This window comes from Streptomyces sp. NPDC059567 (assembly GCF_042735655.1).
Taxonomy (GTDB): Bacteria; Actinomycetota; Actinomycetes; order Streptomycetales; family Streptomycetaceae; genus Streptomyces.
This window is the reverse complement of record NZ_JBHWBS010000008.1, coordinates 24,397-48,909: the sequence shown is the minus strand read 5'-3', so window position 1 is coordinate 48,909 and position 24,513 is coordinate 24,397. Positions and strand designations below refer to the sequence as shown.

24 protein-coding genes and 3 pseudogenes are annotated in these 24,513 nt (G+C 69.4%); 14 read left to right on the top strand and 13 right to left on the bottom strand.

The annotated features are described in order from the left end of the window. Positions 1–38 precede the first annotated feature (38 nt). From ACFVZW_RS06480 to ACFVZW_RS06470, 3 genes are read right to left on the bottom strand one after another with little or no spacing between them, the layout of a single operon-like run. A complete protein-coding gene (locus ACFVZW_RS06480) occupies positions 39–848 on the bottom strand; it encodes a metal ABC transporter solute-binding protein, Zn/Mn family (RefSeq protein WP_384517574.1) in 810 nt (269 codons plus the stop codon). Then, positions 797–1,675, bottom strand: a complete 879-nt coding sequence (locus ACFVZW_RS06475; protein WP_384517572.1) for a metal ABC transporter permease — start codon at positions 1,673–1,675, stop codon at positions 797–799. Before ACFVZW_RS06475 ends, ACFVZW_RS06480 begins: the two co-directional genes overlap by 52 nt. Continuing rightward, positions 1,672–2,307: a metal ABC transporter ATP-binding protein gene (locus tag ACFVZW_RS06470; RefSeq protein ID WP_384517570.1), complete on the bottom strand. Its 636-nt coding sequence runs from the start codon at positions 2,305–2,307 to the stop codon at positions 1,672–1,674. The genes ACFVZW_RS06475 and ACFVZW_RS06470 overlap by 4 nt, the downstream gene beginning before the upstream one ends. A 142-nt stretch (positions 2,308–2,449) precedes the next feature. Between ACFVZW_RS06470 and ACFVZW_RS06465 the strand changes: the two genes are divergently transcribed. After that, complete coding sequence (locus ACFVZW_RS06465; RefSeq protein WP_384517569.1) at positions 2,450–3,172, top strand: DJ-1/PfpI family protein; 723 nt, start codon at positions 2,450–2,452, stop codon at positions 3,170–3,172. A 337-nt stretch (positions 3,173–3,509) separates the two neighbouring features. Here ACFVZW_RS06465 and ACFVZW_RS06460 read toward each other — a convergent pair whose 3' ends face one another. Beyond that, the gene (locus ACFVZW_RS06460) at positions 3,510–3,902 is read right to left on the bottom strand and encodes a hypothetical protein (RefSeq protein ID WP_384517566.1); all 393 of its coding nucleotides are present in this window, start codon (positions 3,900–3,902) and stop codon (positions 3,510–3,512) included. Positions 3,903–4,766: 864 nt separating this feature from the next. After that, complete coding sequence (locus tag ACFVZW_RS06455; protein WP_384517563.1) at positions 4,767–5,249, bottom strand: DedA family protein; 483 nt, start codon at positions 5,247–5,249, stop codon at positions 4,767–4,769. Positions 5,250–5,781: 532 nt separating this feature from the next. Here ACFVZW_RS06455 and ACFVZW_RS06450 point away from each other — a divergent pair. Both ACFVZW_RS06450 and ACFVZW_RS06445 read left to right on the top strand, forming a co-directional pair. Next, positions 5,782–6,108, top strand: coding sequence for a hypothetical protein (locus tag ACFVZW_RS06450; protein ID WP_384517560.1), 327 nt, complete (start codon positions 5,782–5,784; stop codon positions 6,106–6,108). 68 nt (positions 6,109–6,176) lie between these two features. After that, the gene (locus tag ACFVZW_RS06445; protein ID WP_384517558.1) at positions 6,177–6,506 is read left to right on the top strand and encodes a hypothetical protein; all 330 of its coding nucleotides are present in this window, start codon (positions 6,177–6,179) and stop codon (positions 6,504–6,506) included. A gap of 1,061 nt (positions 6,507–7,567) precedes the next feature. On the opposite strand, the gene ACFVZW_RS06440 is transcribed toward ACFVZW_RS06445, so the two are convergent. Beyond that, a complete protein-coding gene (locus ACFVZW_RS06440) occupies positions 7,568–8,338 on the bottom strand; it encodes a methyltransferase domain-containing protein (RefSeq protein WP_384517555.1) in 771 nt (256 codons plus the stop codon). Between the two features lie 28 nt (positions 8,339–8,366). On the opposite strand from ACFVZW_RS06440, the gene ACFVZW_RS06435 reads away from it, so the two are divergent. Then, positions 8,367–8,819, top strand: a complete 453-nt coding sequence (locus ACFVZW_RS06435; RefSeq protein WP_384517552.1) for a MerR family transcriptional regulator — start codon at positions 8,367–8,369, stop codon at positions 8,817–8,819. Between the two features lie 30 nt (positions 8,820–8,849). Here ACFVZW_RS06435 and ACFVZW_RS06430 read toward each other — a convergent pair whose 3' ends face one another. Continuing rightward, entirely contained in the window at positions 8,850–9,302 is a 453-nt protein-coding gene (locus ACFVZW_RS06430; protein ID WP_384517549.1) for a transposase, read from the bottom strand. Between the two features lie 569 nt (positions 9,303–9,871). After that, a complete protein-coding gene (locus ACFVZW_RS06425) occupies positions 9,872–10,189 on the bottom strand; it encodes a hypothetical protein (protein ID WP_384517547.1) in 318 nt (105 codons plus the stop codon). 178 nt (positions 10,190–10,367) lie between these two features. Between ACFVZW_RS06425 and ACFVZW_RS06420 the strand changes: the two genes are divergently transcribed. Beyond that, positions 10,368–11,600, top strand: a complete 1,233-nt coding sequence (locus ACFVZW_RS06420) for an IS701 family transposase (RefSeq protein ID WP_384517758.1) — start codon at positions 10,368–10,370, stop codon at positions 11,598–11,600. Between the two features lie 244 nt (positions 11,601–11,844). Beyond that, the gene (locus tag ACFVZW_RS06415) at positions 11,845–12,786 is read left to right on the top strand and encodes an RICIN domain-containing protein (RefSeq protein ID WP_384517545.1); all 942 of its coding nucleotides are present in this window, start codon (positions 11,845–11,847) and stop codon (positions 12,784–12,786) included. Positions 12,787–13,349: 563 nt separating this feature from the next. On the opposite strand, the gene ACFVZW_RS06410 is transcribed toward ACFVZW_RS06415, so the two are convergent. Next, positions 13,350–13,904 carry a hypothetical protein gene (locus ACFVZW_RS06410; RefSeq protein WP_384517542.1) on the bottom strand — a complete coding sequence of 185 codons (555 nt, stop codon included), beginning with the start codon at positions 13,902–13,904 and terminating at the stop codon, positions 13,350–13,352. 216 nt (positions 13,905–14,120) lie between these two features. Then, positions 14,121–15,070 (bottom strand): annotated as a pseudogene (locus ACFVZW_RS06405) (LysR family transcriptional regulator). A gap of 89 nt (positions 15,071–15,159) precedes the next feature. Here ACFVZW_RS06405 and ACFVZW_RS06400 point away from each other — a divergent pair. The 3 genes from ACFVZW_RS06400 to ACFVZW_RS06390 are packed head-to-tail and all read left to right on the top strand — an operon-like array spanning position 15,160 to position 17,290. Continuing rightward, on the top strand, positions 15,160–16,080 hold the full coding sequence (locus tag ACFVZW_RS06400) for a zinc-binding dehydrogenase (RefSeq protein WP_384517539.1): 921 nt from the start codon (positions 15,160–15,162) through the stop codon (positions 16,078–16,080). Further along, complete coding sequence (locus tag ACFVZW_RS06395; RefSeq protein ID WP_384517535.1) at positions 16,077–17,069, top strand: alpha/beta hydrolase family protein; 993 nt, start codon at positions 16,077–16,079, stop codon at positions 17,067–17,069. Before ACFVZW_RS06400 ends, ACFVZW_RS06395 begins: the two co-directional genes overlap by 4 nt. Further along, positions 17,066–17,290 carry an SDR family NAD(P)-dependent oxidoreductase gene (locus ACFVZW_RS06390; RefSeq protein WP_384517532.1) on the top strand — a complete coding sequence of 75 codons (225 nt, stop codon included), beginning with the start codon at positions 17,066–17,068 and terminating at the stop codon, positions 17,288–17,290. The genes ACFVZW_RS06395 and ACFVZW_RS06390 overlap by 4 nt, the downstream gene beginning before the upstream one ends. Here the strand turns inward: ACFVZW_RS06390 and ACFVZW_RS06385 are convergent. Beyond that, positions 17,279–18,166 (bottom strand): 2-dehydropantoate 2-reductase, encoded by an 888-nt coding sequence (locus ACFVZW_RS06385; protein WP_384517529.1) that lies wholly within the window; start codon positions 18,164–18,166, stop codon positions 17,279–17,281. The two genes, ACFVZW_RS06390 and ACFVZW_RS06385, sit on opposite strands and share 12 nt — an antisense overlap. 183 nt (positions 18,167–18,349) lie before the next feature. Here ACFVZW_RS06385 and ACFVZW_RS06380 point away from each other — a divergent pair, with 183 nt between their 5' ends. The 5 genes and pseudogenes from ACFVZW_RS06380 to ACFVZW_RS06360 form a co-directional block, all read left to right on the top strand. Continuing rightward, the gene (locus tag ACFVZW_RS06380) at positions 18,350–18,661 is read left to right on the top strand and encodes a hypothetical protein (protein WP_384517526.1); all 312 of its coding nucleotides are present in this window, start codon (positions 18,350–18,352) and stop codon (positions 18,659–18,661) included. A 650-nt stretch (positions 18,662–19,311) separates the two neighbouring features. Further along, positions 19,312–20,508 carry a serine hydrolase domain-containing protein gene (locus ACFVZW_RS06375; protein WP_384517523.1) on the top strand — a complete coding sequence of 399 codons (1,197 nt, stop codon included), beginning with the start codon at positions 19,312–19,314 and terminating at the stop codon, positions 20,506–20,508. A 232-nt stretch (positions 20,509–20,740) separates the two neighbouring features. After that, positions 20,741–21,565 carry a class I SAM-dependent methyltransferase gene (locus tag ACFVZW_RS06370; protein WP_384517520.1) on the top strand — a complete coding sequence of 275 codons (825 nt, stop codon included), beginning with the start codon at positions 20,741–20,743 and terminating at the stop codon, positions 21,563–21,565. A 549-nt stretch (positions 21,566–22,114) separates the two neighbouring features. Next, positions 22,115–22,462 (top strand): DUF2975 domain-containing protein, encoded by a 348-nt coding sequence (locus tag ACFVZW_RS06365; protein WP_384517517.1) that lies wholly within the window; start codon positions 22,115–22,117, stop codon positions 22,460–22,462. Then, positions 22,462–22,674: pseudogene (locus ACFVZW_RS06360) on the top strand (helix-turn-helix domain-containing protein); the annotation flags it as partial. The gene ACFVZW_RS06365 and the pseudogene ACFVZW_RS06360, both read left to right, overlap by 1 nt. 635 nt (positions 22,675–23,309) lie before the next feature. Here ACFVZW_RS06360 and ACFVZW_RS06355 read toward each other — a convergent pair. Both ACFVZW_RS06355 and ACFVZW_RS06350 read right to left on the bottom strand, forming a co-directional pair. Next, a pseudogene (locus ACFVZW_RS06355) lies at positions 23,310–23,501 on the bottom strand (IS5/IS1182 family transposase); the annotation flags it as partial. Between the two features lie 40 nt (positions 23,502–23,541). Continuing rightward, a partial coding sequence (locus ACFVZW_RS06350) for a PP2C family protein-serine/threonine phosphatase (protein ID WP_384517514.1) occupies positions 23,542–24,513 on the bottom strand: 972 nt, incomplete at its 5' end.

Here is a 24,513-nt window from a genome sequence, read left to right as displayed (position 1 = left end):
CCGGCGGCAACGGTCCTCCCCCTCCGCTCGTCGCGGGATCAGGCCCCGTCCATGGCCTTCTTCAGCTCGGCCGCCGCGTTGCGATACACCGCCAGCAGGTCCAGGTCCTCCCCTGGGTAGTTGACGATCCTGACCTGCTTCCCGCCCGAATCCGGCAGCACCGTGCCCGTCGACATGTGCGCGTTGTCGAGTACGTACGCGGGCTTCTTCGCCGAGAGGGAGGCGAGCTGCGCGGGGGTGACCGGCTCGGGGCCGTACGTACCGACCGTCGTGGCGCCCGCGAGACCGGCCGCCCAGGCGGTGAAGACCTGGGTGACGACGGCAGGGCTCTTCCCACCGGGCCAGGCGCCCTTGAGCTCTCCGTTCAGCTTCGTGACCTCGGTGTCGAGGCGGGTCTTCCACCGGGAGGCGGCGTCCTTCGTGCCGAAGAGATCGCCCAGGCGCGTGACTTCGGCGCCGGCCTTGGCCGGGTCGTTGTCGAGGTTCACCTCGATCAGCTTGGCCTTCGAGCCCGCCGCGTCCTTGATCTTCGCAGCGTACGGCTCGAACGGCGCGTACAGCACGAAGTCGGCCTTCGCGACGGCTGCCAGGTCCGAGGGCTTCGGGTCGTAGTCGGGGGCGTGGTGCACCGACTGCGGCACGATGACGGTGACGTCCTCGGCCCCGGCGGCCTTGGCGAAGGCGCCCTCCCAGGTGGTCGTCGCGACCACCACCGGCTTGCGGCCCGCCGCCTTGTGATCGGTACCGGAGGAGGCTCCCTCGTCTCCGCACCCGGTGAGAAGCGGTAGGGCCGTGCTCAGTGCGATGAGGGAAGCGATGCGGGCGGTACGGACGCGGGTGCGCGCCATGAGCTGATTCTCCGTTCGGGGATGAGGTGCGCGGCGAGGACGACAGCCCCCGCCGTCAGGACGAGGACCGGGCCGGGAGGCCAGTCCAGCCACAGGGCCAGAAGGAAGCCCGAGAGATTGACCGCGACGCCGATGCCGACCGCCCACAGGGTGATCGACCACAGCGAGCGGCCCAGACGGCGTGCCGCCAGGGCCGGCAGCAGAGTCAGTGCGTCGACCAGGAGCGCGCCGGTCAGCTTGATCGCCCCTGCGACCGCCACCGCGACCAGTACGAGAAGCGCGGTGGTGAGCAAGCGGACCGGCACGCCCGAGCACTGGGCCAGCTCGCGGTCGTACAGCAGCAGTGCCACCTCCCGGCGCCGCCACCAGAAGAGGGACGGTACGACGACGGCGAGGGCGGCGAGGACCACGAGGTCGGCGGTGCCGACCGAGAGGATCGACCCCCAGAGCAGGGCGAAGGCTCCCGACGCGTTGACGCCGGAGACCGCGAGGACGAGGAGAGCCGCGGCAATGGCCAGGCTCATCAGCAGCCCCATCGCCCCCGACAGGCCGTCCGGCGTCCGAGCCAGCGGGGCGACCCCCGCACCCGACAGGGCGCAGGCCACCAGCGCGCACAGCATCGGATCCAGCCCGGTCAGCAGCCCGATCGCGATGCCCAGGAGCGCCACGTGCATCATCGCGAACCGCACAGGCATGATGTCGAGCCCGACGATGACGACCCCGATCACCGGCAACCCCACGGCCGCCAGGAGCAGAGCCACCCCCGCCCGCTGCACGGGTACGAGCTGCAGCACCGCGCCGAGATCGGCAGCCGCGAGCGTGCTCACCGCACCTCCCGCAGCCGGCCGGCGGCCATCTCCAGGACACGGTCGCACCGTTCCGCGAGCGCCCGGTCGTGGGTCACGACGACGAGCGTGACCGGCAGCGCGGTCAGCACATCGGCAGCCTCATCCTGCCCCTCGAAGTCGAGCGCGGCGGTCGGCTCGTCGGCCAGCAGCACCTGCGCGCCCGCTGCCACGCAGCCGATCGCCCGCGCCAGATATATGCGCTGCAACTGCCCGCCGGACAGCGTGTCCACGGGCCGTGAGGTCAACGCACCGACACCAAGACGTTCCGCGGCCCCGGCCGCCTCGGCCGGAGCGCCACTGCTGGCCAGGAGTTCGTCACCGCGCAGGGGGAAGCGACCGGCGGCCGGTTTCTGGGGGATCCAGGCGCAACGCCGGCTCCTCCAGGCCCACTCGGCGGCCGAGGATGCCGCGCGCCCCCCGACGTCGATGGTGCCGCTCGTGTGCCGGTGCAGCCCGAGGACCGCGCGCAGCAGTGTCGTTTTCCCGGAACCGTTCGTCCCCGTCAGCGCGACTCGCTCACCGGCGGCGATCTCCAGATCCACACCCACCACGGCTTCGTTGCGGCCATGCCGACAGGTAACCCCGCACATGTGTATGTCCAGTCCGCCCATCGTCCGCCTCTCGCCGCTGTTGTGCCGGTGCGGTAAGGGAGTCGGACGGGAGTGACACCGAGTTCCCGCGGCCCCGGCGGGAACCGGAGGGCACCGCAGCCCGACCACCTCACCGTCGTCAACCCGGAATCAGGAGCACCACATGAACCGCAGGCAGTTACTCCGCGCCGGCACCGCCCTCGGCGCCACAGGCGCGCTCGCGGGCACCGCCGCCGGCGTCCCTGCGTCCGCCGCCGAGCCGACCGAGCCGCTGCGCGTACACGTGGTGATGTTCGACGGCGTCGAGGAACTGGACTTCGCCGCCCCTTACGAGGTCTTCTCCGCCGCCGGGTTCTTCACCTCGCGCCCTGTCGAGGTCCGTTACGTGTCGGCCTCCGGTGCCCGCAGCGTCACCGCCGCCTACGGCACGGTGGTCCGCGGCATCCGCCCCTGGGCCCCGGGCGAGGCGGACGTGCTCGTCGTCCCCGGCGGCGGCTACGCCCGCCGTGACCGCCCCGGCGTCTGGACCGAGATCGACCGCGGCACCCTGCCCCGAGCCCTCGCGGCCGCCGTCCGCCCCGGCCTCACCATCAGCGCCCTCTGCACCGGCGTCATGCTCCTCTCCGCCGCCGGCATCACCACCAACCGCCCCTGCACCACCCACCACAAGGCCAAGCCCGACCTCCAACGCCAGGGCGGCATGGTGAAGAGCGCCCGCGTCGTCGACGACGGCGACCTCGTCACCGCCGGCGGCATCACCTCCGGCCTCGAACTCGCCCTCTGGCTCACCCGCCGCGAACTCGGCTCCCAGACGGCCACGGACCTGGAGACCATGCTGGAGTACGAGGCCCGCGGCACGGTGCGGACGTCAGCCCGGCTCGGCTGAAGGGGACGTCCGAGTCACGTGGTACAGACGCCCGGCCAAAGATGCAGGAATGCTTCATCAGAACCTGACTTGTGACCGAGCGCCGAGAGGCACTCGGTACCTCGCCGACCGTTCCGCGGCCGCGAACGCCTCACCTCAGCCTCCGAACTCGACGACCGGCCTCGGAACCAGGACGGTCTGGGGCGGTGCAACGCCACTTGTGAACGAGCGGGGCTGGACGTTGACGGCGATTGCGACTGCCTGTTCCTGCGAACCTCGACTTCCGGACCGAGGACCCGGGCGGCAGGGCCTGACCGCGACGTGACGTGCGAGAGCCCGCCGCGTCTGGCAGGACCTTTCAGACCCGCGCTCGTCGCCGAGCGGCCTGGTCGCTCGCGAGGAGCGCCTCCGTGATGAGGCGTACACCCCGGGCCAGGCGGCTCAGCTGCTCCAGTTCCACGGCGTACAGCCTGATCGTGCTCTCGATCGTGGGGTCGGACACGCCCAGGGTGGGCAGCTCCGCACGGCAGGTCTGCATCGCCACCCGCACCGCACGGATCTCGTGCTCGATCTGCAGCTGGGCGTGACGGGCCAGAAGAACGGGATGGCGCGTGAGAGTGGTGTAGCCGCCGTACCGGGCCGGCAGGAGGTCACGCAGCCAGCGCACGGCCGTGCTTTCCCAATCGCGGTTGCCGGGGGTCGTGACCGAGTACGGCCAGTCGGCGCTGACCGGGGGGCGGTGGTGGGACATCGTCGTCGCCTTTGGAAGGAGCCTGTTCGGAGGGGTGCGGCCGACTCCGGCCCAGGGGTTGACCGGAGCCGCCGCGGGGGCACCCGGGCAAAGCGCGGAGTGCTCCGTTGGAGCACCCCAGGAGGTCGATCGAGGAGGAGGGGTCGACCCGCGGGCGTCGTGTCCGATCCCGCGGGGGCACCTGTAGTAAATGCATATACCGTCGAGTAAGCAAGCGAATGAAAAAATTCATGCGATCCACGGGTGTGCAACGCCCGCGTCCCGGTGTCGCGGGATCGGTTCGACCCTCCGGAAAGTTGTCGTACCGACTGCACCTGTTTGTACCGGGTCGACGTCTCGGCCTGCAGGATCGCCGCGGAGGGGACCTGCGAGGACGCCGTCGGGGCGATCCTGTGCGGCGAGGCCGCTCCCCTGGCCGACCGAAGCCGCCGTCGGCGAGGACGGTCTCGACCTCTTGCACCAGTCCCTGCACCGACGGCACGGGGAAGCCCCGAGGCATTTGGTGGCGCTGATCACCGGCCTGGCGATCGCGCCACTGGGCGACGAGCTGGCGGCTCGTGGTTGACGCTCATCAGACCGACGATCGTCGCGCCGGCGTCCGACCCCAGTTTCCGCACCCGCGTCAGCGTCAACGGCATCCGCGGCGCGCCGGGCCCTGGCCGCCCTCTTCACGCATGCCGGCCTTCATACGACCGCTCCCGCGGACGGCCTCCGCGGCACCCACCCGCGGCGCGCCAAGCAGTCAGCCTGCTGCAGGTCCGGAACGAGACGGAAGAGGTCAGGCTTCGCCCTGATCCCGTCCGAGGAGGGCTGAGCCTGCGCATGCATCTCGCCGGCCGCGGCACCCGCCCTTGCGAGAGGGGCTCACGATTCCTCGGCCACGGTGTCACCAGAGGACGGGTCCGCCCTTCTTCTGCGGTACACCACCACGCCGCACACCGCGAGGAGGAGGACGGCCACGGCGGCCACCCCGAGGGCCGTCCGCTCGGCGAAGAGCCTTTGCAGCAATTCGAGCATGCCGAGCCCCGCGGTCGCGTAGATCAGCGCCCAGGCCGCTCCGCCCACGAACAGGGCGGGGAGGTAACGCGGCAACGGCATGCGCATGCTGCCCGCGAGGAAGTTGGCGGCGGTCTGGAAACCGACGGTCAGGAAGGAGACGGCCACCACCGGCGCGCCCCACCGCTGGATCGCCCGCTCGGCGCGCCGGAACTTCGCCGAGGAGATCCGCCCGGCGAACCTGCTGCGCCGGGCACCGGCGCCGGCGAGCCACCCGACGGCGAACGTTCCTCCGGCGCGGAGCAGGACGATGGCATACAGGGCTCCGGCCGTGAGCGCGATCCTATCCACGGCGCCTCGTCCCGAGCCCATGGCCGGAACCCGGGATGCCCATCACCCGTATGGGCATCCCGCCACAGCGGGCGCAAGCCCGGTCACCGTCTCTCACCTGCGCCCTGCCTCTTCCCGTTCGTCCCATGGGTTGCCACCTGCACGCCCGCATGCCAGGCAAGGCCAGCCTAACCGAACGCGCATACGGGGTATGGGGGTGCGGGGCTGCCGAAGGACCGACAGGCGGGACAGCGAATCTGGTCGGCTCGCCAACGGCGCAGGCCCTTGCCGGTGCGGCAGGGGCCGCGCTCTGGCTGATCGCCCCTCGCCGCCCTCTGGGGCGACTTCTGAGCCTGTCCAACTACAGCGCGCGATTCCGACTGGGAATCGGAGGGCCTTGTCTTGTGGCGGCCTGCCGGCCATGCCGGGAGGCCGAGGTCTCGCTCGAGGAGTGTCCGAATGATCTGTGGCCGATCCCAGAGGTCCAGGATCTCATTGGCGATGGGCACCACGGGCAGGTGTGCGGACACTTGCGGATCGGCTGCGCTCGGGCATGGAAGCCGAGGACGCTTTCGCGTTGTTCGCCGACGGCGTCAGCGACCATGTCGTCCTGCTCTTCCAGTCCCACGCCGTCTACAAGGGGTCCGGTCGCTCGGACGCGGTCGAGGCCCTGGCGATCACGATCCATCAGCAGGCCGCTGACGCCCGCGACATCGAAAATCCCGCACATCGCGGCGGAACCGGGGGACGTACACCACATCGTCGTCGCAGGTCAGCCACTTACCAGCTGCCCAGAGGTCGACCCGGCACAGGAGAGGTGGCGTGGCGGGTGAGGATCAGAGTGCCGGCCTTGACGCTTCAGGTGGCGGTGCCGGGCTGACGCAGTCACCACCCAGTGCCACGATGGGAGGAAGGGGCTTCGTCGCCGGGCGCTTGAGGGAGGCGATCATGGGTCGCGAGTATCACTTTCATTGCGAGCATGCCGGCTGCTCGGTCACCGTGGGCCTGCGGATGGGCGGGACGCGGGAGCTGGAGCTCCTCGTGGACGGGAAGCAGGTCGCCGCCGCCCGCGCCCATGGCCATCACGCCCAGACGACGGTGATGACCACAATCCTGCCCACCAACCCGCCTCGCGGCATCGAGGTCGAGGTGTCGCTTCCGGGCGTTCTCGGCGGTGATCCGGCAAGCACCCTGCTCGCGGGTGGCGAACGCAGGCCCATGCCCGCCCGGGAGGTGCCTCGGCGGGCGCGGCCGACGGAGGCCGACTGGTACTCCTGACCGTTGGGGGCCCGGAGCCGCAGGCCCCAGCTTCCCGCGTCCGTGGTTTGAACAGGCGATCGAGCGGCTGCGCGCAGACCTGGCTTGAGGAGCCTGGCACCGCCGCCATGCCGAAGTGCTCGAGCGGGAAGTCGGGGGTGTTGGTAAAGCCGTCGTACTCGAACGAGGCAATGGCTACCCGCGCCCCTGCCTCGGTCTCCAGGTCCGCGTCGCGGTACCGCGAGAAGAGGATTTCGTCGACCTCCGCCGCCAGAGCGGCTTCTGGGGCTCCGACGACCACACACAGTGATGGCAGGAACGACCTCATCGGGGAATACGCGACACCTCAACATGCGACCTCACAAGTCCTAAGGCCGGGCACGGTGCGGATGCTCGGCACCTGCCCGGTGCCTTCGCCCTCCGAAGAGCCCCGGCCCGGCCCGCGCAGCTGACCCGCACCCGCCAAGAGTTGCAAGGCCAGCCCCTCGGGGCGCGACGGTGTCCGCACCCCGAGGGAACCGTGCCGAACAGTGTTCAGCGAACCGACAGGCGCGGCTCGTAGTAGCACGCCTGCCAATTGGGACCGTCGGCATCAGCCGATGTTTCGCAGGTGGACTCGCCCCGCCTGCCGCTGCCGTCCTTGACCCACGTCAAGGTGACAGTGCCGTTCCACCACGCGCCGGCGAAGCTGTGACAGCCTGCGCCGTCATCGAGCCGCTTGAGCGGTGCGGTCTGCGATTGGCCTCTGACATTGCGGCCCCGGAGCTTGACGGTGTCCCAGAAGCCGGTTTCGTCGCAGGCTATGACCTGCTCGCCCTTGGTGCCGAGGACTTGTGCCGGTCCGGCGTACGCGGTGCCCGACGGACCCGCCAGGGCCAGACCGACGGCCAGCAGCCCAGCCGCCCCCAGCCCGGAGAAAACTCACACGCATTTCCCTGTCCGCGTCATACGCGATCGCCCCATCACGACTGGGGCGTGTATCGAAAGATGAGGTCCGACTCGTTACGCTGCGGTGGCTGTCCTGCGGTGGGGCGGGCCTGGACGCGCGGCTCCGGCCCACGCCTGGTCAGGTGATCGCTGCCTCACTGTGGTGCGGTCGCCGCTGCCACGAACATCGGCAGTGCCAGGAAGAGGCGGTCGGCCTCGGCCCGCGCACGCTGCTCGGCGATCCAGTTGTCCGTCTGCTCGCGCGTAATGGCGCCGGTGGAGCAGGCTGCTTCGGCCAGTCCGGTGAGCAAGAGCAACATCGCCGATCCGGTGAACACGCCTGTGTGCACCTCGACCGTCACATCGCTGAAGCGGCTGTTCAGTAGCAGGTTGCGGTATCGGCGAGCAGCACGCGGGTCGGCGGTCAGGTCGGCGCGGGCGTGCACGATGGTGCGGGTGAGGGCCGGATCGTCGGAGTCGATGACGAAGGCGTCCCAGTCCTGGCCGACCAGCAGGATCCGCCCTCCAGGCGCAAGAACCCTGTGGGCCTCCGCCAACGCCCGCTCCGGCTCGTCCAGTTCGTGGAAGACCTTGTCGGCTCGGTAACCGTCCACCGAGGCGTCCGGCAGCGGCAGCTCGTACGCTCCCGCGATCCGGAAGTCCGCCTCGGGCCACCGACCACGGGCGACGGCGATCATCCGCTCGCTCGGGTCCACACCGACGGCCTTCACGCCCCGTTCGGCCAGTTCCGCCACGGCCCGTCCGGCGCCACAGCCCACGTCCACCACGGACGTTCCGGGTTCGGCGCCGAGCAAGTCATAGGAGAGAGCCCTCAGTAGCTCGGCGCCCGGCAGTCGGTCGGCGGCGTCGAGCCGTGCTACGAGGTCGTTCGCCGGCTGGGGCGTCTGTTCAGTTTCCCTGGTCATGAGCGCCAGACTGGGACTTAATGTCGGCATGAAGTCAAGCGAGCAAGAGGCGCCTGGTGGCGGCGAGCGTGACTCGATGGGCATCGGGGCCCTCGCCAAACGCTTCGGTCTGGCCACGCACGTCCTGCGTCACTGGGAGTCGATGGGGCTCCTATCCCCCGCACGTGACGCCGCCGGCCGCCGCCGCTACCGCATCGCCGACCTCACACGCGTCGCCGTCATCCTGCGCGCCAAGGACGCAGGGTTCTCCCTCGACATCATCCGCTCGCTGACTGCTACCGCCGATGCCGTGAAGCGACGGAACATCCTGTGCGCCGAGGCCAAGGCGCTTCGCTCCCGTATCGCCGCTGCGCAGGCATCCCTCGACCTCATCGAATGCGCCCTCGGCTGCGATCACGAGGACTTCACCCAGTGCGCCCATTTCCAGCAGGTTGTGACGGATCGCATCGGCACGGATGCTGCCGTCCACGTCCCCGACTGAGCACGTGCGCAGGTAAGTTGAATATGCTGGTCACAGCCACTCGTTGATGGCCGCGACGAGGACGGTCGCCTCGTATCGGACCGCAACCTTGTCATACCGCTTGGCCGCGGCCCGGTTCCTCTTGAGGCGGTTGATGCCGCACTCGACCGCGTGGCGCTCGCGGTAGTCGGTAGCGTCGAACTTCGGCGGCCTGCCGCCGCGCGAGCCGCGTTTCTTGCGGTTGAGGGCCTGGTCAGCCTTGTCGGGGATGGTGCAGCGGATACCACGCCGCCGCAGGTAGCCACGGTTGCTGTGGGAGGCGTACACCTTGTCGGCGCGCATCCGCAGTGGCCGGGTGCGGGGCCTGCCCGGCCCGAGGCGGGGAACCCGGATGCCGCCGAGCACGGCCTCGAACGGCGGGGAGTCGCCCTGATGCCCTGCCGTGATCACGATCGACATGGGCTTCTGCCGCTGCTCGACGGCCAAGTGCAGCTTCGTGGTCAAGCCGCCACGCGAGCGGCCGAGCCCGTGATCGTCCAACTCGGCGACAACGCCGCCAGGTGGCTCCTTCTGCAGGTCCCCCTTTTCCGCGCCCCGGCGGCGTGCTGGTGGGCGCGCACGATCGTGGAGTCGACGTTGATGTCCCAGGTGATCAGGTCCTTAGCGTCGGCCCGGGCCTGGAGCAAGCCATCTGCATGACACGGTCGTTCCAGGCCGCTGGAGCAGGGGGCGTTGGTGCTCCGGCAGCCCTCGCATCTGGGCCGTTGGAGGAGCGGGTGACACCCACTCCTTGGTCGCCCGCCGGGCCTGCCCCTTGCATAGCAGGCCTCGCTCGCGGCCCCGCCGCAAGCCCGCATGCTTCCCGCACGGCGCGGCGCGTGTGACCTGCCGTCAGCGCCGCCGCTCCTGCCCTCGCCCCGCTCTGGCCCGGCTTGCCCCGGCTCCACGTGGCCGGCGGCCCTGGGCAAGGCCAGCTAGTACTCCAGCCGTAGATCGTGATCTTGTTGGTGGGATGCCAGGTCAGGGTCGGGCTGGTTCCGTCTCGATTGGTCCGGCCTGACGCGCTTGCCGTATCAGCTGGACTGGTCGGGGGAGGGGTAGCCGACGCTGTCCGTGTAAAAGCGGCCCTGGTCGCACAGGGCCTCGAGCTCGGCGATCTCTTCCTCGCTCAGTTGCTCATCCACCGCGACGCTGATGGCGTGTCGGGCGCGTGCCAATCGCCGAGTGACATCCCAGTCGTCGATGAATTTGCCGACGGTGTACTCGTCAGCTGTTCCGGATGCCTGGCGGGATCTGAGTCGGTCGAGGGAAACCACGAACTCGTTCAGGTCCTGCAGGACTGCGACGGCCTCGTTGAGGGGTATGCGGATCTCTCGGGAGGACATGTCCATCGGCCGATTCAACTCCAGAACTGGTGCTCAGGACCAGATCCTGATCTTGCTGGTCGGGGCTGGTCCGGGAACGGATGCGGCCACCGGTGATCATCGGTGTGTGAAGACAGACGATCAGGCAGTGGCCGCAGGTCACAGCATAGATCCTGCCCGCTGGCAGGACATGTTCGAGGTGTTGATGAGCCGCATCGCGGGTCGGTTCGCCCGGGTGGAACCGCGGCGCCGGGCGAAGGCGCTGGTGCTCGGGTTGCTGTCGGACCTGCCACGCAAGAATTGCTGGACGCTCGCCGAGCACGCGGGTGACGCATCCCCGGACGGCCTGCAGCATCTCTTGTCGAGGGCCAGGTGGGACGCCGAAGCGGTCCGCGACGACGTCCGCGGATTCGTTGTCGAGCAGTTGCGCCACGACGACGCTGTGTTGGTCGTCGATGAGACTGGCGACCTGAAGAAGGGCATCGCCACGGTGGGTGTGCAGCGCCAGTACACCGGCACCGCCGGACGCATCGAGAACAGCCAGGTCGCCGTCTACCTCGTCTACTCCACCCCTCGTGGGCACGCGGCGATCGACCGGGAACTGTATGTCCCGCGCTCCTGGGCCGACGACTTGGCCCGCTGCAGGGAGGCCGGGATCCCGGACACGGTCAGCTTCGCCACGAAACCCGCGCTCGCCGCCCGCATGATCGCTCGTGCGCTGGACGCCGGCGCCCCCGCGTCCTGGGTGGCCGGTGACGAGGTCTACGGAAGCAACCCGCACCTTCGGACCGCGCTGGAGGGGCGCGAGGTCGGCTATGTCCTCGCTGTCGCCTGCGACCATCAGATCACCACCCACGCGGGCAAGTTCCGCGCCGACGCCCTGGTCAAGAAGCTGCCGAAACGGGCTTGGCAGAAGCTCTCCGCCGGCGCCGGAGCCAAGGGTCACACCTTCTACGACTGGGCCCTGGCCGACATCGCCGACGACCGGCCTGGCCACCGCCATCTGCTCGTCCGCCGCAACCGGCGCACCGGTGAACTCGCCTTCTACCGCTGCTACTCGGCGGCCCGGGTGCCACTGTCCACCCTCGTGAAAGTGGCCGGGCGCAGGTGGACGGTCGAGGAGACCTTCCAATCCAGCAAGGGTCTGGCCGGACTGGACGAACACCAGGTCAGACGGTGGACGTCCTGGCACCGCTGGGTCACGCTCGCGATGCTCGCCCACGCCTTCCTCGCCGCGGCCACAGCCAACCAACGCGCTCAAGAACAAGCTCTGGACGGCCTGATCCCGCTGACCTGCAACGAGATCCAGCACCTGTTCATCACGCTGCTCGCCCAGACCGTCCACACAGTCACGCACAGACTCCGCTGGTCCGAGTGGCGACGACGCCATCAAGCCAGGGCACGGGCTTGCCACTACCAACGGCGGGTCGCTCAATGACCACGAAGATCACGATCTACGGCTGGAGTACTAGTGGGAGTCTGCACTCGCAGGACCGATCGGCCCCTTTCAACAGGTTCAACAGGGCACCCCACCGAGGGCGATGCGAAAATGGGAGTTGCCCGCGGGCGTCGCAATGTCGCCGAACGCAGGCAAACCTGGGTGGGCGTCCGCCCGCCAGCAGACTCCCTGACAGCCAATCACCAACGCGGAACTCTGTTTCCGCGAGCAGGTGAGGTGCACCATGTTCCACCTGGGGCTGCGCGCCAAGAGCGCGCGGAAAAATGGGCGTAAACGTGCGGAACGCCGTATCCCCGTTGAGGCTGGCGTGGTCGCTGCGGTCGTCCTGGCAGGTTCGGTATTCGTAGGCGGAACAGCCACCGCCGTGGCGCCGACGATAGTGCCGCAGAGTCCCAGCCAATGCCGCGAAGGTTACAAGTGGCGTCAGATCACTCCATCTGACTACGTCTGCATCCCATGGCAAGAGACCCATCTCCTCACCATCGACGCAATAAATGCCAGAGGGAACACGAATAGCGCAGGTGCATGCCTGAACGGATACAGGCACCGCTACGCCGTTCCCGGCGATAAGCTATGCGTTGACAACGCAGCGTATAACCGCGCGCGTCGGCAGAACTCGTACGTGGCCTACGGGTGGGCAGGCACGGCCAGCCGGGACCCTGAAACCCGCACCGTCCTGCATCCGTTCAATTGGGACGGAGGCGGTGCGTACACGATCACCAGTGGGGTCACGGACCCCAGGCGTTCCCTCTTGGTGGACGTGTTCGCAGGAAGCACCGCCGACGAGGCAAAGCTGGTCGTGTGGGGAAGGCACCTTGGGAACAACCAAAAGTTCCGCTTCGAAGCGCCTCGCACTGACGACGGAAACGTCTATCGGAATCGTTTCGAAATTGTGGCAAAGCACAGTGGAAAATGTCTGGACGTGGAGTGGGGGAGCACAAAGAGCGGCACGAGAGTCCAGCAATACCGATGCTCCGGAAACGTCAATCAGAAGTGGTATCTCTGGCGTCGCAGCGACAACAAATGGGAGATCCGATCTGCCCACAGCGATAAATGCCTCGACATCTTCAGCCCCTCCGGCATCACACAACTAGGGGCTCATCTGCAAATTTGGCCCTGCCACGGTGGCTCCAATCAGGCCTGGACCATTCGGCACGCCAGTTAGGCCGTTGTCGCAGTCGCGGTGTGGGCGCCGGCATCCGGCCGCAGAGCCGCTGACTCAACCTGCAAGACCACCGTCGTCCAATGCACCCCGCCCCGTAGCCGAGTTCCCGCGGCCGTACCCACGGATGGGCTGGCTTGTTGTTCACGGTGAAGCGAACCGCACTGCTTCCTCCAGTGGGTCTTCCACTATCAACTGGGAGGTGCGGGACTCCTCGAGGATCTGGATCTTGTCCAGGGCGTCGGCGAGGGCGAGGACCTCGTCGGCCGCCGGTGTGGCCTGTGCGGTGGCGGGGACTGCAAGCGGCGTGAGGGAAGGGAGAGCGCGGCGAGGCGGCGGGCAAGGTTCTTGATCACGAACGTTGGGATATAGGCCAACACCAGGCGCCGACTAGAGGTTTCGCCTACAGCTCAGCCGGGAGGGCGAAGAGGTGCACCGGCGAAACGGTCCGCCAGGCCCGGCCGTCGGCAGACCCGGCACTGCGGCCACCCACTGTTCATCTGTCTTCACACACTGATGATCTTCGGCGGCCGCACGCATTCCCGGACAGGCCCCCACCAGCAAGATCAGGATCGCCCAGTGGAGTGCCGACCGATCCAGCCGGTGGCAGCGACCACGTCACGCGCAATGTCCACGACAGGCCGCCCGTCGGTCGCCACCCGAACCGTGTCCGCAGGTGCCCGCTCGTCCAGGAGTCGCGCCTTGCGGGCGCTGCCTTTCAGCTCCTGCTCCAGCTCCGAGCCGAGTTCGCGGCCTGTCAGCCGGTCGCCGGTGGTGGCATCGGAGGCGGTGAGCAGTACTCGTACGATCCGCACGCCTGCTCCCATGGAGCGCTCGAACATGCCCGTTGCCTCGGGCAGCACACTCACGGTGTTCGTATAGATCAGGCGGCGATAGCCGAGCCGGGCGAAGTTCCCCCAGACGGCAGTCAGATTGCTCTCAGTGATCTCCGAGCGGTGGGGATCCCCCTCCGGGGCCGGATGTACCTGGCCCATGAAGTCACCCTCGACGATCGCATGCGAGACCGCCGCGGCCCGCAGTCGCGCCGAAACCTCCCACCCCACCGTCGTCTTGCCGACACCGGCACGCCCTCCGATGAGCAGTACTTCAGGATGATCCATGGGAGGTAGCGTGCCAGCCCCGGACCGCGCCACGCGATCCGATTTCGCTCCGTTCCCATGGCCGTAGCCCCGCCCCACCGGCAAGATCACGATCTACAACCGGAGTACCAAGGAGAATTCGGGGCCTCAGCGGGCCGACCGGCCCTCGGGTTGTGCCAGAAAGATGGCCAGAACGGAAGCTCTTGGGCTCCAGGCGGTGCTCGAGCACCGACGACGTCATTCGCGCCTGGCAGCGGGACCGGGACCGTTCGTGGGTGGTTCCGGCAGCCAGTCGCGGGTCGGGTTGTACTCCAGCCATCGGCTGCGCCCTGCTTCTTCAGCACAGGCGGAGGCAAGGCTGTTCAGTCCCGAATGTCCGCTCCCGAAGCGCCACAGCAGTGACCAGGCGTACAGCGGCGTGGGATCGACCAGAGGGACGGAGCGCAACCCCGGGACCTCCGGAAGTGACACATCGGCAGGCATCAGCGAGAAGCGTCGCGGCTCTTCCGCCACCTCGGCGAGAAAGTGGGCGAGCCCCAGGTTGACGCTCGTGGCCGTGTTCTGGATGCCGAACCGGTCGGCGAACCGGTGGAGGAAGTCGAGCCGGTCCAGCGCGCCGGGTGCCCACAGCGTGCTGCTGCTCAGTTGGTCCGGCCGCAGAGCCGGTTCGGCTGCGAGCGGATGGCCCGCGCTCATCACAGCGTCCACCGGTTCGAGGCGGACGAGGCGGTGTGCCAGGCCGGCGGGCAGCGGGGGATGGACTCGGCCGAAAGCCGCGTCGATGTCGCCGTGCAGCAGTGCCGTAGTTACCGACGGCAGATCGCGTCCGTGCCCCAACGCCAGCTCCCCGGCTCGTCCGGCAACCTGGGCCAGCGTCCGCATCGGTGCGTAGAGGTGCCCCCAGACGTCTACGCGCAGCGGACGTTCCTTCCCGACCGCCGCCGCGACTGCGGCATCGGAGGTGGCCACGGTCTGCCGCGCCAGTGGAAGGAAGCGCTGTCCGGCCTCGGTGAGGTGTACGCCGTTGCCGCCGCGCCGGAACAACTCGGTGCCGAGCAGAAATTCCAGCCGCGCGATCCTCTTGGAAAGCGTCTGCTGGGAGATCGCGAGTGTCCTGGCAGCCCGACCGAAGTGCAGTTCCTCGGCGTGCGCACGAAGGCCCGCACCTGCGCCACGTCGAGATCCATGGCTCCCACCATAGGTGACAACCGAAAGTTGTCGGCATTGCTTGTCCGTTGTTGGATCGCGGGGAGGATGTGGGGGTTGCATCCTTTCCATGCAAAGACTGATTCCCACGGGAGAAGCGGCGCGCCCGGTCGCCTTCGCCGATGCCCCCCAGCCCGTGCCGGATACCGGTGAGGCACTGATCAAAATCGAGGCGTTCGCTCCGAACCGGGGCGAGACATTCCTGCTTGAGCACCCCCGGCCGGAGTGGTTGCCCGGCAAGGACATCGCAGGACTTGTCGTGCAGGTGGCAGCCGACGGCTCCGGCCCCGGCATCGGCGCCCGCGTGGTCGGGCACCCTGCGCAGGGCGGCTGGGCCGAGTACGCCGCCGTGCCCACGCATTCGCTCGCGGTGCTCCCGGACAGCATCGACAGCGCACAGGCGGCAGCCCTGCCCCTGGCTGGGAATACTGCTCTGCGACTGTTGCGTACGGCCGGTTCCCTGGCCGGCCGACGGGTATTGCTGACTGGCGCATCAGGGGGCGTCGGCCACTACGTCACGGAACTCGCCGTTGGCGCCGGAGCCGAGCTGACCGCGGTGACGGCCACGCCCGTGCGCGGCGAGCGGCCCGCAGAACTGGGCGCAAGAGTGGTGCACGAGGTCGCAGCCGCTCAGGGACCGTTCGATGTCGTGCTGGAGTCCACGGGTGGGCCGGATCTAGCACTCGCCCTGTCGAAGGTGCGCCCGGGCGGCATGCTTGTCTGGTTCGGTCAGGCGAGCCGCACCCCGGTGTCCTTCGACTTCTTTCAACTCCTTGACGGGCCCGAGCGCGTCACGATCCAGCACTTCCACTACGCCGGCGCCCCGTACGGCCCCGATCTCGAGACACTGGTGAGCCTCGTGGCACAGGACCGGTTGCACCCGGAGATCAGCCGCATCGCCGACTGGGCACAGACCGCCGAAACCCTGGTCGACCTGCGCGTGCGCCGGATACGCGGCAAGGCCGTCCTGCTGACCGGAGGAGCACGATGAGCCCCACCGAGTTCGCCGCCGCCCAGCGGTCCCGTGCCACCGGCGCAGGCGTGGACCCACACGAATACCGGCGCGTCACCGATGGCCTCACCTCGGTCGCCGACTGGGGGCCGGCCTTCCTTCGCACCGGACACGACTATCTCCAGCGCGCGGAGAACGCGGGCTCATCCCGCTCAGCGGGTGAGTACCTGCTGATGGCGGCCCGGTGGTTCCACCTGGCCACCCTGGCGCCGTACGCGGAAGCGCATCGTGCTGCCGTCGAGGCGGATCACGCCCTGAGCAGAGCTCTCATCGTGCTGGAACCTGGTGCGCGACGGGTGAGCGGCGAGGGATTCACCGGCTGGCTGCGTGGCCCCGCCAACGCACCGGGGACCGTGGTCGTCGTCCCCGGCCTGGACCCGGCCAAGGAGGAGTTCCTCGATCTCGTGTCCGCGCTCCTTGCCAGAGGGCTTGCCGTATTCGCGATGGACGGTCCCGGACAGGGTGTGCTCGCCTCCACCACGACCTTCGTGCCGGACTACGAGCGGGTCGTGGGCCGGGCCATCGACGCCCTTGGCACCGCACGCATCGGGCTCGTCGGCCTGAGCCTGGGCGGCTATTTCGCGGCCCGGGCTGCGGCGCTTGAGCCGCGCGTGGGGGCTGTCGCCACCGTCAGCGGTCCCTACCGCCTCGACTGGGAGAAACTACCCCCGCCGGTACGGGACATCATGGCCCAACGCGCCGGAGGAGCCGACGCCGCCCACGAGTTCGCACAGCACGTCGACCTCACCGCCCTGGCACCCCTCATCGCGGCCCCGCTGCTGGTCGTGGACGGCGACCAGGACGTCATCCCCGGCGTGACGAACGGCGAGCCCTTGGCCCGCCTAGCGCCGCACGGCACCTATCTGTCCGTCCCACACGGCGACCATCTCCTCGGCAACGCGCGGCCCGACTGGCTGCCCCACCTCAGCGACCACCTCACGCACACCTTGACGGGAACACCAGCATGAACCGTTTCACCGGGAAGACCGTCCTCATCACCGGCGGCACCAGCGGCATGGGGCTGGCAACCGCGCGCCGTCTCCTCACTGAAGGCGCCCACGTCATCATCACCGGCCGCACCCGCGCACGGGTGGACTCCGCCGCGCAGCAGCTCGGCCCCCCAACGCCTCGGGGGTCGTGGCCGACGCCACCGACCTCGACGCGGTGGACGCGTGGGTCACATCTCTGATGCGCTGACGGCTTCCAACAGAGCGGTGACGGTCTCGTTGTGCGGGGTGGGGATGCCCAGACGGGCACCCGCGCGCACGACAGCGCCGTTGCGAGCGTCGTACTCCAGTGGGCGGCCGGCCAGGCGATCCCACAGCATGCTGCTGCCGGACTCCTCCGGCATCGTTCGCAGCCGGGCGATGACCTGATCGGCCAGGTCATCGGGAAGGTTCGCACCTGAAGCGGTAGCAACCTGCCGCGCCTCCTCCACCAACGCGCGGCCCAACTGTGCGACGCGCGGATTGTCGAAGACCGGCTTACGGCGCATCGTCAGAGCGGCGATGGCGCCGTTGGCCGCGTTCATGCACAGCTTCTCCCAGGCAGCACTCACGAAGTCGTCGGTCAGGGCCACGGTGATGCCACTGCCCTGGCACAGAGCGACGAACTCCACGCCGTCGTCCTTGGGGACCACGATCCTCGGGCGGTTGAACAGCCGGATGTGGCCGCGCTGCGGCGACTCGGCGGAGATCTCCACCACGGCCGGAAGCACGCGGGCCGCCGTGCCCAGAAGCGGGGCGACGCGCTCACGATGCTCGACGCCGTTCTGCAGCACCACGACACGAGTGCCGGCGGCGCAAAGCCGCTCCAGCCACGGCTTCGCTCCCGCCGTCTGGTGGGCCTTGGTCGCCAGCACCACCCACTCGACCGCAGACGCCTGGGCAGGGTCGAAGACCTCCGGAATCGACACCTTCTCAACTGCGCCGTCGGGCCGGTCGATCTGCAGTTCACCCAGTGGGGAGCGCACGCACGCGGTCACCTCCAGCCGCCCGGTCGAAGCCAGGCCCGCGGCCAGGACGCCCCCCACCGCACCCACACCGACGATCGCAACACGTGTCATGAACGCCGAGCCTACCGGCGAGTAGGAGCAAGACAGTGCACTTCCTTCCGTGAGGACGACGCCGCCGTGGGCGCGATTCTCCTCGTCGGCCAGGTTCCGATACGCGGTGCCCCTCCAATCCAACTGCACCGGGGCGCGGTGTCGGCGGGGTTGAAGAGGTGATCTTCGAAGGATGAACCCGCGGTGACCTTCACCGCGCTGGTCGGCGCGATGGTACTTGTGGCCGTCGCCCGCTCGGGCCGGCTACGGCTGCCAGTGCCGGCTCCGGCCCTCCTGGTGACCGGTGGCGTGGCCGCGTCGATCACCGTCACCGTGATTTTCCTGAACCGGGAGCGGGCCGCGGCCGAGCACCTGCCGCCGCGGCGTATCTCGCCGCCGTACTGGCCGGCTGCCTGTGGATCTCCCTTGCATCCCGACGATGGCTCGGCACCAACCGGTACGCTCCCCATCTCGATGCCGCCGCCGCTGTCATGTTCGTGGCCTGGTTCTGGCTGATCATCCGCTCCGACGGGACGGAGCCCCCGCTCCCTCTGGTGCTCCTGCTCGCACTCGTGCTCCCGCTCACGCCGGTCGCCATCTTCCTCGCCCCGGCGTTCGCGGCCAGGCGGGCAGGCCGGTCGTTCCGCGCGGGCCTGCAGGCTGCTGTCTGGACCGTAGCCGCCGCCATGCCACTCACCTACGCCCTCTGGCTGCTCGAGGCGCCGTGCCGTGCCGCGCTGGTCGCCTCGCAGATCCTCGGCCTCACGCTCGGGGTGATCGGCGCCAGCCTCGGAGCGCGTCGCGCGCCCACCCGCTCCTGCGCCGCCCCAAGGCCCCACCCGGCCCGGAGGCGGCCCGCATCGTGCCCGGTAGGTTCGGGGACTGGGAAACGGAACGTCAGCCACCGTGCCAGTCCCCGCGCTTGTACTCAAACCATGCGAAACGGCGAACCTGTCAAGCCCTGCTACGCCACCTGATGCCCGGCCCGCCCAAGGCAGGCGACGCGGGGACCGCAGCCACCGGCCGGTGCTCGGACGGGCCCCGGCGGACACGGCGACTGGTCCGTATGAAGCACTGGGCAGGCACGTCCCGACGGTGCGTTCGATGCTGGGGCGGACCCTTTGGACCGGGTGTCCTCCGCCCGGCGTCACCGCGAAGGAGCCCCCGTGCCGGCACGTCCTGACTTTCGTTCCCGCTCTCGCCGTACGCGTCTGCGGTTGTGCACCGCTGGGCTTGCCGCGTCTGTGGTACTCGCCGTCCTGGTCCAGCCCGCGCAGGCCACCGCAACGCCGCCGTCCCCCGACAGGGCGGCGCTGCAGCGGCAGCTGAACGACCTTGTCGGTACGGCCGGAGGGCCGCCCGGAGTGATCGCGCTGATGCGACAGGGCGACCGGACGACGGTCTACCGTGCGGGCGTCGCCGACACGACAACGGGCCGCCCGCCCCGGACGACCGACCACATGCGGATCGCGAGCGTCGCCAAGGCCTTCAGCGGAGCGGTCGCCCTGCGCCTGGTGGACCGGCACAAGCTGCGCCTCGACGACACCATCGGCGAGCTCCTGCCGTCTCTGCCCACAGCATGGCATCAGGTGACGCTCCGCCAGCTGCTCAGCCACACCAGCGGTCTGCCCGACTTCTCGACGGCCGAGGCGTTCCTTGAGATCCTTCAGGAAGACCCCCGGCACCACTTCGACTCCCGCCGGCTGCTCGACTTCGTCGCCGGCGACGGCCTGCTGTTCCCGCCGGGATCGCGGTACGAGTACTCCAACTCCGACAACATCGCCGTAGCGCTGATGGCCGAGGCGGTCACGGGGCAGCGGTACGAACGGCTGCTCGATGAGCTGGTGTACCGGCCGCTCGGTCTGCGGCAGACCAGCCTGCCCCAGGGCTACCGGCTGCCACAGCCGTACCTGCACGGCTACGACGTGACGCCGCCCGCCCCGCCGGAGGACATCAGCGAGGTCCTCAGCGCCTCGGGTGTCTGGGCCTCCGGCGGAATCGTCTCGACACCGAAGGACCTCAACGCGTTCATCCGCGCATGGGCCGGCGGCCACGGCTTCCTGTCGAAGCAGACCAGGCGCCAGCAGCGGACCTTCATCCCCGGCGCCGCATCGGAGCCCGCCGGCCCGGGCGTCAACGCGGGCGGACTGGCGATCTTCCGCTACACGACGCGGTGCGGCACGGTGTACGGCCACACCGGCAACTTCCCCGGCTACACCCAGTTCGCGGCCGGCACCGCGGACGGCACGCGCTCCCTCACGTTCTCGATCAACACCCAGACCAGCAAGAGCCTCAAGCCCGAACTGCTGGCCAAGGTCCGCGCAGTCCAGGAGGACTTCGTCTGCGCCCTCCTGCGGCACTGACCCCCTTCGGAGGACAGGCTGCGGGCGGACGGCGGGGGCGTCGACACGTACGGCGTCCGGCGACGAACAGGACCGACGGCAGGGACCGCACTGACTGCCACGGCGGGCCGCGCCTTCCAAGCCCACGGACGCCTTCTGCCCGCATCGCTTCAGTCCACCGACGGGCCGGCCCCGGCACGTCACTCTCCTGGCCCCGCCCTCAGGGCCGTCGCGGAGGGGAGGGATAAGGGGCATGAGCAACGAGAATGCCGCCCCCCAGTCCCTGAAGGCGAAACACCGAGCGATGTGGGCCCTGGGCGACTACCCCGCCGTGGCGTCGCACGTCATTTCCGAGCTGGGGGGAGTACTGGTGCAGGAGTGCGGCGTCCGGCAGGGCGACCGCGTCCTCGATGTCGCCGCCGGCTCCGGGAACGCCGCCATCCCTGCCGCCCTCCTCGGCGCCGACGTCATCGCCTCCGACCTCACACCCGAGCTCCTGGAGGCCGGGCGCAACCTCGCGGCGGAACGCGGAGCGCGACTGGACTGGCGGGAGGCCGACGCCGAGGCCCTGCCCTTCACGGACGGCGAGTTCGACACGGTCATGTCCTGCGTCGGCGTCATGTTCGCCCCGCACCACCAGCAGACAGCCGACGAAATGGTCCGGGTCTGCCGCCCGGGCGGCACCATCGGCGTGATCAACTGGACCCCGGAGGGGTTCATCGGGCAGATGTTCGCCACGATGCGCCCCTACGCCCCTCCACCGCCGCCCGGCACCCAGCCGCCGCCCCTGTGGGGCGACCCGGACCACGTGCGCTCCCTCCTCGGGGACCGGGTGACGGACGTCGAGGCCCGCCGGCAGCCGCTGCGAGTGGACCGGTTCACACGGCCGGAGGAGTTCCGGGACTTCTTCAAGGCCTGCTACGGGCCGACCATCGCCACCTACCGCTTCATCTCCGAAGACCACGAGCGAGTGGCCGCCCTCGACGAAGCCCTCGCCGAACTGGCCTCGCAGCACCTCGCCGACGGTGCCATGGACTGGGAGTACCTGCTGGTCACAGCTCGGCGATCCGACACGTAGGAAGACGCCGGGCCGCCGGCCGAGCGCGGGAGCGGCACCACATCACACGGGGCCACTCCCGTGCTCTCGCGTCGGCCCAACACCCTGGAGCGCGAGCCGACGACCGGCACCGCCGAAGGGCACAAGACGGCGCTCATCCTCTGTCCCCACCGCGTTCCCAGCGTGGACAATTCCTCGATCCGTTCCGGTGCGAGGCATGCGTGGCGGGAGCGGCTGTTGGCGATGACTACACCCAGCGCGTGCCCGGTGCCGTCGACTCTTCGACGTGCCGGTGAGGAGCCGGGAGAGGGCGTCGATCTGTGTCTTGCCGCGCAGGGCGGTGTACTTGACGCGGATGTCGTCCGGGGCAGTGAAGGGGATATGCGCGATCTGGCTCAGGGTGGCGGTGCGGGCCTTGTTCGGCAGCTGCTGTGGGCGCACTGCCGGTCCCGGTAGAGCAGGCAGGCTCTGTGGCGCCGGAGCGACGCAGGCACATGGGCAACGCCCACCACAGCAGCCGACGAAGTCGATGGCTTCCCGCCGTACGCCCCTTACGCCCTGCCCTACGCGGTGGTTGCCATTGCAGGGGTCGCCTGCGTCCAGATCGTCCTCGCTGCGGCGTGGAAGCTGCTCACCTTGGTCGAACGCGATGCGATCTTCTCCCCGCGAGCCTTCCGGTGGGTCGACATCATCATCGGCTCCACCATCGCGGCGACAATGCTGGCCCTCGCTGTCACCTGCCACCTGACGCTGGGAAGCATCCCCTCCCCGGATGACGGGATGGAGCTCATCAGCGCTTTGGGCGCCGCGGCCGCAACTACCGGCATCGGGGCCTGTTTGGTCTTCCTCATCGTGACCATGCGCAGTCTGCTGCGCAAGGCGACCAATATGAAGAGTGAACTCGCCGAGGTGGTCTGATGGCCATCGTTGTCGACCTTGATGTGCAACTCGCCAAACGCAAGCTCTCGGTCGGCGAGTTCGCCGCCGCCGTCGGAATCAGCCCCGCCAACATCGCGGTACTTAAGAATGGCCGGGCGAAGGCGGTTCGGTTCACCACACTCGACGCGATCTGCCGCACGCTCAACTGCCAGCCCGGCGATGTCCTGCGCTGGGTGCCTGACGAAGCGGATGAGGGCCCGAGAGGGCAGCCCGGCGGTGCGGGCGGTGTCACATGGACGGGTCTCACTCCTCAAGGCCAGCGCCCCGCCACTCCACGAACCGCGGCTCGGTGAGGCCCTCTTGGCGTGTTGCGCAGCCCGGCCGCGGCGAGGCAGACCCGGATGCCGCCCGGGCGGTGCGCGACCCCGATGGCACCTCGAGGCCATGGCCACCCCAGCCGCGTCAACCTGTACGCCTGGACCCGCTCCACGGGCCGAGCCCCCGCCATGAGGCGGCCGCCGGCTTCGGTGCCCGGCGACGCTCAGGCGCGACGTACTGCTCGCCGGCACGAAGGCGCCTCCGCGCGACATGCGCACCGCCCGGGCCCCGCAGCCCGCTCGGCGCAGGAGCGCCTCACGCGGGGTGATGCCGTGCCGCATGCGCAGCCGCTGACGTTCCCAGCCTCGCCACGGCGTGACGGACTGCGACGCTCCCAGACGACGGTCAGGCGGATTCCGAGCGGGGCAGAGCCGCACGCGTTGCGGGACAGGCCGAAGAGGGCGAAGCCGTCTCCGGGGCAGGCCGCCCGGCAACACCCCGCCGGCAGGGCCGCCGTCGAGCACATCCTCGGGATGTCGCTCGAGTTTCCCGGTGGCCCGCAGCACTGAGTTCGACGAACTAGCCAGTAGGCGGCCGCTAAGAGCACCTGGTCGGCCGGCGGCGGGCACCACGGGCGCCCGCCACCGGGCCCGTTCCCGTCCCGCTCGCGCACAGCCTTCAGTAGCCGCTCAAACTGCGGCATCCGCAGCCCGGTGAACGTCTCCACCCGCAACGGCCCAGCCCTCAACACCCCACGCATGCCGGGGAAATGGCCGCTCCGCAGCGTTCTGTAGAGAGCTCTACTGCGTGCCGACCGTGCCGCTCGCGGGTCCGTGGCCTGCCCGGGCGATGAGGAGAGCCACGTCGTCGTGGTCACCTTCACCACGCAGGGTGCGCAGAAGCAGGTCGCACGTGGCGTCAAGTGATCGGTGGGGGTCGTCGAGGACGTCGAGGAGAGCGTTCAGGCGTGCGTCGATCGCCTGGTCGCGGGTTTCGACGAGGCCGTCGGTGTAGAGGATGAGCTGGTCGCCCGGTCCGACGCCGATGGAGGTGGTGTCGAAGGGAATGCCGCAGCCGCCCAGAGGTGCGCCCGTGGGCAGGTCGAGCAGCTCGCGGGTACCGTCCGGGTGGAGTACCACGGGCGGCAGATGCCCGGCCAGGGAGATGTGGCATCGCGCCGCGCCGGGGTCGAAGACGGCGTAGACGCAGGTCGCGATGGTGCCGAGGCCGTCCGTGATGTGGTCGAGGTGGTGCATGACCTGGGCGGGAGGCAGATCGAGGTCGGCCAGAGTCCTCGTGGCGGTGCGCAGTTGTCCCATGGTCGCTGCGGCTGTGACGCCGCTTCCCATGACGTCGCCGACGACGAGGGCTGTTTTGTCGTTGTTCAGGGGGATGACATCGAACCAGTCGCCTCCGATCTCGATGGTGGCCTGTGCGGGGCGATAGCGAAAGGCGATGTCGAGCCCCGGCCGCCGGGGAGGGGGTTGTGGCAGCAGGCTGCGTTGGAGGGTGAGGGCGGTGTGGCGTTGTTCTTCCACGGCGCGGTGCCGGTCGGTGACGTCGACGCTGGAGGTAGCCACGCCCAGCACATTCCCGTTGGGGGCTTCGAGTCGGTAGAACGAAATCGACCAGGCGTGGTCGCTGTCCGGGGGGGGGGGCGCCGGGGGGACTGAACCTCGATCTGCGCGCGCACCGGCCCCACCGGGGGGGGGGGGCCGGCCCGGGGGCTCTCGGCGCGGGCCGGATCGACGGGCGCGGTCCGCACCTCGTCC